This is a genomic window from Paenibacillus sp. AK002, from assembly GCF_053903045.1.
Genome location: NZ_CP096377.1, coordinates 2,181,994 through 2,195,160 on the forward strand (window position 1 = coordinate 2,181,994; position 13,167 = coordinate 2,195,160).

General features: G+C 45.6%; 17 protein-coding genes. 14 read left to right on the forward strand and 3 right to left on the reverse strand.

Going from position 1 to position 13,167, the window contains the following annotated elements:
• Positions 1-3: 3 nt before the first annotated feature.
• The 11 genes from M1D70_RS09480 (at position 4) to M1D70_RS09530 (ending at position 7,232) form a co-directional block, all read left to right on the forward strand.
• Positions 4-969 carry an XkdQ/YqbQ family protein gene (locus tag M1D70_RS09480; RefSeq protein WP_456289737.1) on the forward strand — a complete coding sequence of 322 codons (966 nt, stop codon included), beginning with the start codon at positions 4-6 and terminating at the stop codon, positions 967-969.
• 1 nt (position 970) lies between these two features.
• Positions 971-1,342 (forward strand): DUF2577 domain-containing protein, encoded by a 372-nt coding sequence (locus M1D70_RS09485; RefSeq protein WP_456289738.1) that lies wholly within the window; start codon positions 971-973, stop codon positions 1,340-1,342.
• The gene (locus M1D70_RS09490) at positions 1,339-1,743 is read left to right on the forward strand and encodes a DUF2634 domain-containing protein (protein WP_456289739.1); all 405 of its coding nucleotides are present in this window, start codon (positions 1,339-1,341) and stop codon (positions 1,741-1,743) included. Before M1D70_RS09485 ends, M1D70_RS09490 begins: the two co-directional genes overlap by 4 nt.
• Positions 1,736-2,815: a baseplate J/gp47 family protein gene (locus M1D70_RS09495; protein WP_456289740.1), complete on the forward strand. Its 1,080-nt coding sequence runs from the start codon at positions 1,736-1,738 to the stop codon at positions 2,813-2,815. The genes M1D70_RS09490 and M1D70_RS09495 overlap by 8 nt, the downstream gene beginning before the upstream one ends.
• The gene (locus M1D70_RS09500; protein WP_456289741.1) at positions 2,808-3,395 is read left to right on the forward strand and encodes a putative phage tail protein; all 588 of its coding nucleotides are present in this window, start codon (positions 2,808-2,810) and stop codon (positions 3,393-3,395) included. Before M1D70_RS09495 ends, M1D70_RS09500 begins: the two co-directional genes overlap by 8 nt.
• Positions 3,392-3,676, forward strand: coding sequence for a ketopantoate hydroxymethyltransferase (locus M1D70_RS09505; protein WP_456289742.1), 285 nt, complete (start codon positions 3,392-3,394; stop codon positions 3,674-3,676). Before M1D70_RS09500 ends, M1D70_RS09505 begins: the two co-directional genes overlap by 4 nt.
• Positions 3,677-5,137, forward strand: coding sequence for a hypothetical protein (locus M1D70_RS09510; RefSeq protein ID WP_456289743.1), 1,461 nt, complete (start codon positions 3,677-3,679; stop codon positions 5,135-5,137).
• 75 nt (positions 5,138-5,212) lie between these two features.
• A complete protein-coding gene (locus M1D70_RS09515) occupies positions 5,213-5,500 on the forward strand; it encodes a hypothetical protein (RefSeq protein WP_456289744.1) in 288 nt (95 codons plus the stop codon).
• 13 nt (positions 5,501-5,513) lie between these two features.
• Positions 5,514-5,780 carry a phage holin family protein gene (locus M1D70_RS09520; RefSeq protein ID WP_456289745.1) on the forward strand — a complete coding sequence of 89 codons (267 nt, stop codon included), beginning with the start codon at positions 5,514-5,516 and terminating at the stop codon, positions 5,778-5,780.
• A complete protein-coding gene (locus M1D70_RS09525) occupies positions 5,777-6,505 on the forward strand; it encodes an N-acetylmuramoyl-L-alanine amidase (protein ID WP_456289746.1) in 729 nt (242 codons plus the stop codon). The genes M1D70_RS09520 and M1D70_RS09525 overlap by 4 nt, the downstream gene beginning before the upstream one ends.
• A gap of 151 nt (positions 6,506-6,656) precedes the next feature.
• Positions 6,657-7,232: a sce7726 family protein gene (locus tag M1D70_RS09530; RefSeq protein WP_456289747.1), complete on the forward strand. Its 576-nt coding sequence runs from the start codon at positions 6,657-6,659 to the stop codon at positions 7,230-7,232.
• Here the strand turns inward: M1D70_RS09530 and M1D70_RS09535 are convergent.
• The 3 genes from M1D70_RS09535 to M1D70_RS09545 all read right to left on the reverse strand — a co-directional run bounded on the left by M1D70_RS09535 (position 7,201) and on the right by M1D70_RS09545 (position 9,645).
• A complete protein-coding gene (locus M1D70_RS09535) occupies positions 7,201-8,280 on the reverse strand; it encodes a beta family protein (RefSeq protein ID WP_456289748.1) in 1,080 nt (359 codons plus the stop codon). The genes M1D70_RS09530 and M1D70_RS09535 overlap by 32 nt on opposite strands.
• Before the next feature lie 180 nt (positions 8,281-8,460).
• Complete coding sequence (locus M1D70_RS09540) at positions 8,461-8,661, reverse strand: hypothetical protein (RefSeq protein ID WP_456289749.1); 201 nt, start codon at positions 8,659-8,661, stop codon at positions 8,461-8,463.
• A gap of 135 nt (positions 8,662-8,796) precedes the next feature.
• On the reverse strand, positions 8,797-9,645 hold the full coding sequence (locus M1D70_RS09545) for an ATP-dependent DNA ligase (RefSeq protein ID WP_456289750.1): 849 nt from the start codon (positions 9,643-9,645) through the stop codon (positions 8,797-8,799).
• Between the two features lie 177 nt (positions 9,646-9,822).
• Between M1D70_RS09545 and M1D70_RS09550 the strand changes: the two genes are divergently transcribed.
• The 3 genes from M1D70_RS09550 (at position 9,823) to M1D70_RS09560 (ending at position 13,102) form a co-directional block, all read left to right on the forward strand.
• On the forward strand, positions 9,823-10,560 hold the full coding sequence (locus tag M1D70_RS09550) for a hypothetical protein (RefSeq protein WP_456289751.1): 738 nt from the start codon (positions 9,823-9,825) through the stop codon (positions 10,558-10,560).
• A gap of 932 nt (positions 10,561-11,492) precedes the next feature.
• On the forward strand, positions 11,493-12,764 hold the full coding sequence (locus M1D70_RS09555) for a DNA polymerase IV (protein ID WP_456289752.1): 1,272 nt from the start codon (positions 11,493-11,495) through the stop codon (positions 12,762-12,764).
• Positions 12,761-13,102: a YolD-like family protein gene (locus M1D70_RS09560; protein WP_456289753.1), complete on the forward strand. Its 342-nt coding sequence runs from the start codon at positions 12,761-12,763 to the stop codon at positions 13,100-13,102. The genes M1D70_RS09555 and M1D70_RS09560 overlap by 4 nt, the downstream gene beginning before the upstream one ends.
• The last annotated feature ends 65 nt before the right edge of the window (positions 13,103-13,167 follow it).

Here is a 13,167-nt window from a genome sequence, read left to right on the forward strand (position 1 = left end):
GATGTGAAAATCTTGAATCGGCAGGGCACCGGTGGGGAGTGGGATGTCAGCGAAATCGTTGAGGGTTTAAGCTGGAAGACATCCCGGATCGGCAAGGCTGGCAGTGTTTCTTTCAAACTGGTGAAGGGATCCCCGTTTGAGTCGTCCGATTTTACGTACAACAACGGTGATATCGTTCGGGTTCGAGTGGATAAATCGAATATGTTTCATGGTTATATCTTCTCGATTGACGAAGGCAGGGATGAGGCCGTCACCATCACGGCATACGATCAGATTCGTTACTTGATGAATGTGGACACATACGTCTTTAAGGGCGTTACGGCAACGGAGATTCTGCAGCGGATCGCCAAGGACTTCGGCCTTAAGCTCGGCACCGTCGCGGATACTGGATACAAGATCCCGACGATGTCCGAGGATAGTCAGAAGCTGCTCGATATCGTCACTAAAGGAATTACGTTAACCTTCTCCAACACCGGCAGGGACTATTGCCTTTACGATGACTTCGGCGCGCTGTGTCTCCGGGGGATTAACGATGTACAGTTGGACTTGATCGTTGGAGATGGCAGCTTAATGTATGACTATGAAATCAAGCGTTCCATAGACAGCGATACGTATAACCAAATTAAGCTGTATAAGGATAACAAGGACACAGGTAATCGTGAGATTTATCTGGCCAAGGACAGTGTGAATATCAAACGCTGGGGCCTGCTGCAACTCTATCAAGGCGTGGACGAGGACATGAACAAGGCCCAAATCAATGCCCTGCTAAGTAAACTGGCCACGCTAAAAAACCGGGAAACGAAATCACTCAAGGTTAACGCTTTGGGTGATATTCGTGTGCGTGCCGGCATGCGTGTCCGAATCGTCATATCGGAGTACGGGGTTGATCAGGCCCTATTGGTCGATGAGTGTTCGCACGACTTCGATGGAGCTGCGCATACCATGTCATTGGATTTAAGGGTGGTGTAAGATGGCTGATCTACTGAATACGTTTAAAAAAGCTGCTGTTGCTGCCGTGGCTGCGGGGAATCCAACCTCGGTCATGTTCGGTACGGTGAGCAGTGCGAATCCGCTAGAGGTAATCGTTGATCAACGGTTTACCCTTCCTGCGGATTTTTTGGTTATTCCGGAATCGCTGATTCATTTTGAAATCGATTTTCACCATACCCACGAATACACGGATGACAGCGGAACCGGATCCAGCACGAAGCAAACCGAGCCTGCACTGCCGGTGAAGCCGATCGTCATCCGCCGCGGGCTGGAGGAAGGTGACAAACTGCTCATGCTTCGGGTCCAGGGCGGTCAGAAATACATTATTTTAGATAGGGTGGTGGACGCGTGATACCTGAAACGGACGAAAACCTGCTGGACGAGTCGCTGGAGGATCAGCCACAGCCCTCCTTGACCTGGCATATCGATTTTGATAAAGGGAGGATCATCGGTAAGACCGATGGCCTTATCGCCATCCAACAGGCCGTATTTAAGGTGTTCCAGACGGATCGGTTCTGGTATGACATTTACAGCTTCGACTACGGCCATGAGCTTACGTTGTTGCTTGGCAGCAGTCCGGAATTCGTACAATCCGAAGCAACACGGATGATTCAGGAGGCGCTGCTGCCGGATGACCGGATCGACTCCGTAGAAAACGTGGAAGCCGAAATAAACGGTGACCAGATCACCATCCGGTTCACGGTGGTCACGGTCTACGGCAGTTTTGAGCAGGAGGTGAGCCAAAATGTATGAGCACATGACCTATGACTTTATATTGCAGCGGATGCTTTCCCGGGTGCCGGATACGATCGACAAACGGGAGGGTAGCGTCATTTACGACGCCTGTTCGCCGGCAGCGGCCGAGCTGGCGCAAATGTATATCGAGTTGGATATAAACGATATCCTGTATTTTGCGGACACCGCGTCTGGCGAGTACCTCAGCCGTAGGACGGCCGAGTTCGGTGTGAACCGGGCCGGGGCGACGCCTGCCGAACGTAAGGGGCTGTTTTACAACTCCGCCAATGCGCTTATGGACGTGCCGCTTGGTAGCCGCTATTCAATTGGAGACCTGAGCTTTGTCGCCAAAGAAAAGATCAGCACCGGAACATATAAACTGTCCTGTGAGACACCAGGGACTGTCGGCAATGAGCAATTTGGAGCGCTTTTGCCGATCGATTACGTGGCGAACCTCTCAAGGGCAGTTTTGGCCGAAGTTCTAGTTCCTGGTGAGGATGAGGAGCCAGACGGCGAGCTCCGGCAGCGTTTTTATGCTGCTGTCAATGAGCCGGCCTTTGGTGGCAATGTCGCTGACTACAAGCAGCGGATCAACGCTATACCAGGCGTTGGGGCAACAAAGGTTTACCCGGTCTGGAAGGGCGGCGGAACCGTCAAATGCACCATTATTGCCGCGGACTGGGAACCGCCATCGACGACGCTCGTCAATGAGGTTCAGACCATTATGGATCCTACGGTTAACAGCGGGCAGGGAATCGGCCAGGCGCCGATCGATCATCAGGTTACGATCTTTGGCGTGACCGGGGTTACGATCAACGTCGAGACGACGCTGACACTGGCGGCCGGCATAACGCCCGGACAGGTCCAGGCAGATGTGGAGGCGGCGATCACATCCTACCTCCTTGAGCTTCGGCGGGATTGGGCCAATCAGCAGCAGCTGATCGTCCGGACTGCCCAGATCGATGCGCGTATACTGACGGTAACCGGCATCGAGGACGTTGCAAGCACGACGGTTAACGGATCGGCGGCCAACCTCACCCTCGAGGCAGACGAGGTGCCGCAGCCAGGGACGGTGACGATCCATGGCTGATCGGATCCTGATTCACCTGCCAGAGTATTACGGAAGTATCGAGGATTTTAAAGAACTGGCTGAAACCGAAACCATCGAGCTTAACCTGATGAGGGATGCGATTAATCAGCTCTTTGACGACCAGTTTGTAGAGACATCCGGCCTGCAGGCGATTAAACGGCGGGAGCAAATGCTAGATATCAAAGCGGACCCGACAACGGAGATCCTTGATTTTCGTCGGCGCCGGATCTTAAACCGGTACCAAACAAAGCCGCCGTTTACGATCCGTTACCTTCAGCAGCAGCTGGATATGCTCGTGGGTCCCGGGATGACAATCGTTTCGGTGGACTACGAAAACCGTGTGCTGACGGTGACGGCAAACATCGATAACGCTAGTGTATTCCGGGAAGTCCTTCACACCATCGAGACGATCAAGCCGGCCAACATGGTCTACCAGCAAAATACTGCGCTTGAAGGTGGGATTGAAATACAAAGCTATTTGAAGATGAAAGAAATGATTTGGAACTATAAGCTCGACGGTTCCTGGAAGCTCGGGGAAAAGCCATTTCTTTCTTATGGACCGGAGGTGTCTATTAAATGATAACAGCGGGACTTTTGCATGGTGTGGCGGAATACGTAAATAACCGTATCGCAAAGGTGGTCATTAACGGGACCTATACCATTACGGATTTTGAGGTTAAGGCTGTTACCGACAACGTGCTGGCACTTAATTACATTGTCCCGGTGGCGGAGGTTTCCTTGATCACACTTGTCGAGCTGAAAGACGCTTCCGACAATGTGCTGACATCTGATCCGGTTAATGTCCCGATTACAGCAGATCATTTGATGCTACAAACAATCGAGGTAAAGGAGGCGCAATAAATGGCGAGAACTGACTGGGATCCTGAAGATGAGGTTAAACCAGCGGATATGAATGAAATTGGACGGGAGATCAACGAACTAGAATTGAGAGCTACGGTTTGGCTTGGGACGACAGAGGGGTCCGGAACGGAATACACCGTGGATAGCGACAAAGTGTCGAGTTTGTTCGATGGGTTGCGAGTGTCTTTTCGGGCACATGTAGCCAGTGGAGCAAACCCCACCCTACAAATTAACGTCTTAGGCGCTGTACCACTGAAAAAACCTAATGGACGTGCGGTAAAACTTGATGCGGATGGAGTGTACACGGCAGTTTACTCAGCAGCGTCTTTTATCTTACAGGGTGAAGGGGGTGAATATGGTACGGCTACAGCGGCCGACGTATTAGCACCTAAAACGTTCGGGACGGACGAGGGAATAGTAACAGGAACCATACCAACACAAGGAAATCAGTTTAAATCCGGTTTATGGTCGAACCCAGACGGAGATGCCTTTGTAGATACTTACGTCAATATAGACGGTGGTTATTACCCGCCAGGAACGCAGATGACAATTCAGGCATACGATCCAAACCTTGATTCAAAAAACATCCGAGCGGGTGCTGAAGTTTTTGGTGTGGATGGGGACTCGAATGTGGTGGACACTTCCGACGCAACGTTAGGTGAGGTTCCGGGTCAGAAAGCTGATTATATGTTGATAAACAAAACGGCGTATGTAAAAGGGAAAAAACTAACGGGATCAATGCCGGACAATCGAAATCGGGTGTTCGATGCGGGGGTGCGTGTCGAGAATTTTCTTGGTGAACCTAGTTTCAAGGCTTATATTCCAGCAGGGGGGTTTGTCGATCCACGCACTTCATTATTCATTTCCGTCCCAACAATGATCCCATCGAACATCAGGTCAGGAGTTAAAATACTGGGCGTGACTGGAACAATGCCAGGCGGGTCAATATCGAGAATATCCAAAGGACAAGTAACGATGACAGGCAGCAACTCATATACCTCTCCAATCCCAGACGTGGATGTGAACAAAGCAGTGTTATTCTTTACTGTCACGGGATTGACGGACAAACCCCGACGGAATAAGGTTCGGGGGTTTATTAATGGGCCATCTTGGGTGAATTTCAGTGTTAATTATCCCCCAACCTCTACTACTCCTGTGACTGTGCAATATCAAGTGGTTGAGTACGAAAATGTAAAACAAATTATACGAGGAAGCGCAAACAGAGAGGTAGGTGCGGGAGCAACGGTCGTTAACCTTCCTACCCCTGTGACGGACATGACAAAGTGTTTTCTGGTTGGGTCATACGAAACAGACGCTGCCGAAGATTGGAATTGGGGTGTTGCTGATCCTCGTATTTGGTTTCTTACTGAGAGCACGATAGCTATTCAAGGTTCGATAGCTAACAAGCCGGGAGTAACGACATCAGAACTATGGCATTATCAGGTAGTCGAATACAACTAAGCCCCCATGCCTAGAGGGGCTTTTTTTCTCTTGGGTTTGGTTCTCGATCATTTCACAAAGACAGGGGGAAGAAGGGTGGACTGGACCGTGCTCACAGCAATCATTTCTGTCACCGCAGCCATCAGCGGCATCGTGCTTGGCTGGGTTGGCAAGACGAAGGCTTATAAGGCTGAGGTGGTACAAGAAGCCACAGCGGACGCATCGTTGCATACCGATGTGTCTTACATCAAGCGTGGTATCGATGACATTAAGGTAGACGTCCGTATCCAAGGACAGCGTATGGATGGTTTTGCCGAACGTTTGACTCGAGTCGAAGAGTCGGCCAAGCAAGCGCACAAACGAATTGATGAGATGAAAGAATAGGAGATGAATGTATATGGAATGGAACGTGATTTTTGAATTGATCGATCCTCGGCTGCTCATCGTAGTGGCGGCATGTTGGGTTGTTGGGTGGGTTATGAAGAAAACCCCAAGGGTTGCAAATTGGAGCATCGTCTATATTGTCATTGCCATTGCTGTGTGGCTCACTATTGGACTTCTCGGTTTTTCAGTTGAGGCTGTCATTCAGGGAATTCTCGCCGGCGCTTTTGCTGTGTTTGGTCACCAGGCAGTGAAACAGACAAGGGAAGGAATTGAGTCATGAAAAAGGTACGGATTGATGGCGGCCATGGTGGTAAGGATCCGGGAGCATGCGGGAACGGGCTACAAGAAAAGGATTTAGCTCTAACTCTTTCACTTGAAATCAAAAAGCAGCTGGAACGTGATTACATTGGAGTACAGGTAGAACTCTCTAGGTCATCAGATGTATTCCTTGAGCTCAAAGAGCGGACCGACGCGGCCAACAAAGCCGATGCGGACCTCCTAGTTTCCATCCATTGCAATGCCGGCGGCGGGGCTGGTGGCTTTGAGTCTTTCCGGTATACTAATGCTTCAACTGCTTCACGGTCCCTGCAAAACGTGCTCCACACCGAGATCATGACAGCCTTGAAGCCATTCAATGTAATTGATCGTGGCCAGAAGGCAGCGAATCTGCACATGTGTCGTGAATCTAAGATGCCTGCCGTCCTGACTGAAAACCTTTTTATCGATGTTGCTGCTGATGCGGCAAAGCTTAAACGTCAGGAAGTCATTGATGCTTTGATTGCCGGGCATGTCGCCGGAATCGCGAAATACTTAGGCCTTAAAAAGAAGGGGAGTGCAGCTACGGTGAGCGACAAGGTAAATGTCATCGTAAACGGCAAGCAAATAAAAGACGGTAAGCTAATGGACGGAGTGACCTATGTACCTCTCCGGGCTGTTGGCGAGGCACTGGGGGCAAAAATAGGCTGGGATAATAAGACTAAAATAGCTACAGTTATAACCAAATAAGCTCTATAGATGATTTTAACTGGGATTAGTGTAATGTAAAACACCCCGTTAGTTGATACTAATGGGGTGTTTTTTTCTGTTTGACAACCTATGACCATGTGCTAAACTTGTTTAAGTTATATTTTTCTATTTACTGAATGGAGGTGCAATTATGAAAACTAAGGATATCGATATCCGGAGATCTCTTCATTTTTCACTCCATAATGAACACAAGGATGAGCCGGATACTTTGATCTTGGATGAGCTTGCTCTTTGCCAAGGTGATGCTCGAATAGATGTTGCTGTTGTAAATGGAGCAATAAATGGCTATGAGATCAAAAGTGAAAGTGATACCCTTTCAAGGCTGCCAATTCAGTCATCCTTCTATAATAAAGTCTTCGATAATGTGACGATATTAACTGCCTCAAAATTTGTAGATGGTATAAAAGATATTATTCCTGAATGGTGGGGTATTACACAGGCGGAGAAAGAAGAGGACGGCATGGTCCATTTTTTTGTTCTAAGAGAGCCTCAAAAAAATCAAGAAGTAGATGCACTTTCTGTAGCACAGCTTTTATGGAGAGATGAAGCTCTATTGATACTAAAAGAAAAAGGCTTGCAAAAGGGTTTAATGAGCAAGCCTCGAAACGTTCTTTGGGATGCATTGGCAAAAAACTTACCTCTTAATGTACTGCAGAATGAAGTGCGTAAAGCTCTTAAGGCAAGGACACACTGGAGAGTTCATTGACTACATAAGTTAAATGATGATTGGTCCCGGATTTGCGCCAACTGGTTGCATTGCCGGGACCATCATTATTGCTAGCGACTTCTCGTATGTACAAGTCCCCGGCGCTGAATCCATGACCTGAATATTCCGGATGCGAAACAACTTGGTTGGCTAATTGATAATACTGGGTTCCTCCGTATCTTTTAATCATGCGACCTTTAAAAATGATGTATTTATCAGCTGCGGTATATCGAATGTTTGCACTCATGTTGATGAAGCGAGGATCAGCTTCAAATGGTGCGGGATTGGATATCCCATAATCTCCATAAGACGGGATTCTACCAATTGATGATGAGTGTAGCCTCCTCCATATTAACCTTTCTGTTCTTTCGATTGTATCTATTGAGTTAGATCCAACAGCCGATAAATCGCTAGGAAACGATGTCCCAATAAGCACAAGGTTCCTCCATTGATGTAGATAAGGGGTAGAGTTAATAATGCTTGTTAGAAATAAAAAAGTCCTAGTTTGATCATTAGGATTTACATATTCATAATCAAGTACTAAATCTACCTCAGCAGGGCTTACAGTTAGTTCGTTTAACAAATTATCAATATTCGCCTGTATGTCTGAGAAGTCGTCCTCTTTTAATCTAAAACAAATTCCGTTTCTATCTTGACCATGAGCTGATCTGATCTCATTTTGGTAAGCCTGGTCCCGTGAACTGCTAGTAACTGGTATCACATTTATATTACGGGCTCTAGCTTCTTCTAGGACAAAATTTAGAGGGTGTTGACCATTTTGTAATCGATCAGTGGCTTCTATATAATTCAGATCAACAAAAACAGGATAATCTTCTAATCCCCATGATTTCTCAAGTGACTCTCCTACTTTAGATAGATGTTCGTCAATCGTTTTCTTAGGTACTTCATTTTCGAAATCCCAGTCAATTGGAGGAATTTCTATCATTGGAGTTAAATCTTGTTTTACAGATATTTCCAATTCCTCAATAGCCTTCTGCTCTCCTTGCTTCCACTTTAAAACAGGCGTGTACTTGATCTCCCTTTGCATATTAACCTCCTGATATCTTCATCGGCTGAAGTATTAGTCCTAGGTCTTATGTCTTATGTTTTTAATATTACACCATATGCCCTGGTTTGGCGATATGTGGAAAATTAAATATGACCTTACCGGTTAGGTGGTATTGGGTCTTCGTTCCAAATTCATTCATACAGATTCATTTAAACTTCGTTATTTAGTCGGAAAACCTATGATCCTCATTACATGATTTATATCATTTAAAGGTAAAGATACGACCTCATTTTTTGTATAAATTTTCACTCTCCCTGGATCAGTAGAATGTTTAGGTAGGCCCACTGTTATATTCCCGTCTTTTGTCTTGACACTTACCTGTTGGTGTTTTTCTATAGCAATCATTAGTTCCTTTAACATGTGTTTCTCCTCCTTTTGATTTATCTATTGATTATTTCGGTCTAACCTTTGCAATATAGTAATCCGATAGCATCGGTAAAAGGACCCTGCCGCTTAATTGCATGCAAGGTCCTTTTTTTATTTCAACTCATTTTCTCATTTTATGAATTCCGTTAATACTGGCGTTCGCAACATCCCCGATTTGAACCAGTTTCTAAATTTCACCCGCCCCCGGGTAACTGGCGTCAAATGCACAAAATTTTTGTCCTCGCCTATTACAAGGGATTGACTCTTCGAATAAAACTCTTTTCGAACTGCTTGTGTTACGTACTCCACAATTCCAGCTGGACGAAGCTGCCCGGACTCATCAGGGACAGCGGCGAGCCATCCGAATTCGTCCTTACGATACCCAGTTATGATCACGTCCGTATAAGACCAATTAATGACCTTCTGCCAGGCTGTCGATCGGCGGCTTACATAAAGGCTATTCTTTCGCTTGCCGACCATCCCTTCAAGCTTTCGGGATACCATCTGTTCAAACAACGCCTCTCCCACACCTTCGACGAAGGGAATGATGCCAAATTTCTGATTTGGCATTTTTATGCCGGCAAGGATCTCTTTGCGCTTCAGCAATGGCATCTTCCGAAGGTCTTGCCCTTTGTATTGCAATATGTCGAACACAACAAACGTAACTGGAGAAGACATGACCAGCTGTTTGATGCGTTGGTCCTTACTTGCTTTAAACCGGATCATGACTTCCTCAAAATCCACGCCGTCGGGCCCGGCACATGCCACTTCACCATCCAGAAGAATGTCATCATCAAACGGAACCAATAATTCAGGGTATTGTTGAGTACATTCTGTCTCATGACGAGTATAGAGTCGGATCCGACCGGACTTTTGGGAGAAAAGGAGCCTGTGTCCGTCAATCTTTGGTTCAAAGATATAATGGGGATCGGAAAACGGAGCTGGCGCTGTTGCGAGTAACATCGGATCAATAAACATAAAAACACCTCTAATCAATTATACAGCTAGTTAGTAAGGTAAAGAGAAGTGTTTTATTCTATTATATGAATATTCTATCAATTATGAAAAATAATTTATTAGAATCCATAGACATCTTTTATATACATATATTACTATATAAAGGTAATTAAACACTATAAATGGGAGGGAGTAACAATGAAGAAAAGAAGAGTATTAAGTATTTTGTTTTCTCTGACACTAGTAGCTGGTTTATTTTCTGGGGTAGCGTCTGCAGAAGAAGTAAAAGAAAGTCCTAAGGCTGTTGTTAAGGAGACTATTCTGTCACCGGTCGAAAAGAATGAGAGTTTGAAGGTGACCATTCAACAACTTTCTGATGGAACACAGAGAAGGATTTTTAGTGGCTCAGGTAATGCTGCTGATAACCCAGTTCGATTAGACATTAAAGTGAACTCCGAGAATAATACATATAACGTTATTAGAACTGACCTGTCTAATGACCCCAGATACCAAAAAACGATTGAGCCTTTCGCTCCTTTGTGGAACAAGCAAATTAAGTTGTTAACAAAAGATCCCGCGAATTGGGATATTGTCTATACAAAAGCTCTGCTATACTGGTATTCACAGAATGGGTATCCTGCGTATAGTACTGGCGGATCTGCAACTTGGGCTGTTAAAAATTCTCCACTCGAAACTAATTGGTACGTTGATCTTGAACAATCATGGAGAAATGATAGGCAAGATGGCACTGCAGTAGGACAAGCAGCGTATGGTAGTTTTCATAATTATGATTTTGGTGACCATAATAAAGGAACATGGGTTACTCACAATGTCTACGTTTGGGGAGAAAACAATGCTGCTTTTGACTATGATGCGATTCAGGACATAACTGGCGAAGGCGAACTATTGTTGTGGAGTACAATCGAAATATATTAAGTGAAATTGACCGACTACCTACTATGGGTAGTCGGTTTCTTAAAGTTCATTAAGATGAAGCTAACAGATAACAACACGATTATAATCCACGTATATCTATATACTCCATTTCCCCCAGAGAAATAAAGAACTACAGGTAATAACCAAACTATAGAAATTAGCATGAGTCCTCTTCTACGTACTATGGCTGAAAAAACTGCCAAACAACCAGGGATAAACAACATAAAGAGTAAGATCGTAATAGTACCCCAATTCAACATTTCGGTAGGACTGAAAAAACAAACGATAATATAAATCACAACGCTACACAATCCACCGAAAACTCCTAGCAACTTATCAATAAACATTAACTTCCTCCTCTCTTGAGGTAAAAGAGCTTTCTTCCATTCTAATTGATATGTTTTTACAGGTCAGTATAAATTTATAATATTTAATTTTCACTATTGTACACTATACCTTTGCTTCGGCAAAGAATTACGTGCGCTGTATTTCTCATCCATACTTAGTTCGTGTGATTTTATCGAATTATGATTATTAGGTTTCCTCTTGTTGTATGACTGAATCAACACTCCAGTCGCAATTTTCTCCTATACGAAACATCGCATGAAAAACTCCGTAAGCCGCCGGGATCAAGCAAATTATACTACCTAACGAAGTATCTTGCTTGTTCTGATCGTTTCTCTTCAGGTTTTTGGATTGAGCAGTCTTATCGACAAACCGATACTCCAATGCGGTCAGGTTAAGCGCTCCTGCTTTGCGCGATACTCTCCGTCTGGATTGAACTTTCCGCCAAACATAACACGTATTCATTGTTACGCGGACGGTGATAAGGTATAACCCATTTCATTACATTAATTTTACATTGATAAAAGAACGGGTGTTCGCATATAATACAAACAAATGTTCCTGTTTTATCGAAGGAGGGGTATGGATTGAAGTCACGGCAGCGTGTTGTTATGTTGGTGGACTGCCAATCTTTTTATGCCAGTGTGGAAAAAGCCGAGCATCCGGAATATAAAAACCGTCCTTTGGTGGTTGCTGGTGATCCAGAAAGGCGCTCAGGCGTTGTTCTGGCTGCATGCCCTATAGCCAAATCCAAAGGGGTTAAGACGGAGGATAGACTGGGTGAAGCTTATGCAAAGTGCCCTGAGCTTGTAGTGATACGACCACGCATGCAGAGGTATATTGATGTGGCGATGCTCATCACGGACATTTACAAGCAGTATACCGACCTTGTAGAAACGTTCAGTATTGATGAGCAGTTTTTGGACGTAACTGGGTCTATGCATCTCCATGCTGACACTCCTGAGGAATTGGCTCATCTGATCCAAACACATGTCAAGGCGGCGACAGGGGTATATATTCGCTTCGGGATTGCTGAGAACAAGATACTTGCGAAGACTGCTTGTGACAATTACGCCAAGAAAAATCCATCCGGTATATACACTCTCACAAAAGAGATGTTGCCTGAAACATTATGGAAGCTTCCGGTGAGCGAAATGTACATGGTGGGACGCCGGATGACTCGTCACTTCACCGTGATGGGATTGCCTACGATCGGAAGTATAGCTCAGACGCCTCTTGGAAAGCTCAAGCAGATGATGCGGCGCAAGTTTGGAAAAAACTCAGACATCCAGGCCGAGTTATACTGGAGGATCGCAAACGGCATCGATGACAGCCCTGTACTGCCGGGGACGCACCAGGTCGCTCCTAAATCCGTCGGCCACATGATGACCTTGCCGCGGGATTACGGCACCATCGAAGAGATTAAGGTCGTGCTGCTAGAACTAACAGAGTTGGTTTGTCAGCGTTGCAGGTCACTTGGTTTCATGGGTCAAGTTGTATCGGTCGGGTGTATGGGAGCAGACTTTGATCGCCCCACCGGCTTCTCCAGGCAAATGAAGATGGAGGACCCATCTAACATCACTATGCAAGTTTACCGCTGGGCCTCCAAGCTGCTGGAAGAGCATTGGGATGGCTTGCCGATCCGGCGGGTTGGCATTAGCTTGACGCAGCTCACTCCCGATAACGAATACCAGATGTCTCTGTTTGATACTGGCCGTGAGAAACAAATGGCATTAGAACGGACAACTGATGCTCTAAAAAACAAATATGGAAATTCAATTTTGATTCGGGCGGTCTCAATGACGGCAGCGGGTCAGGCACTCGATCGATCGGCTAAGATAGGAGGTCATTATAAATGACAACAACACGAAAAAAACTGGAGGGTAACGGCCTTTGGGAGTCAAGTCGTATGATGCTGCCTGAACATAAGGAGACAATAATTCGTCGGCAGCTCGAAGAGGGGAGAAAAGACCGTCCAACGCTTGATCCGCAGGAAATGGAATTGATTGAACAAGCGTTGGCCGAGTCTTTTCATGAACACCGTGTAGTTACAGTAAGACTGTTTGATGAGTATGAAGATACAGAGTTAACGGGTATTGTCGTGCTGATCCACACGTTCAGACGGGAGATCAAATTGTCTATGGCTGAAGGTGACTGGCAATGGATTAAGATCGATGAAATAATATCAGTTGGATGATGTTTTACAATAGCAAATGAAAAACAGTGTATAAGTCTACATAAAAACAGCTCAATTATGAGCTG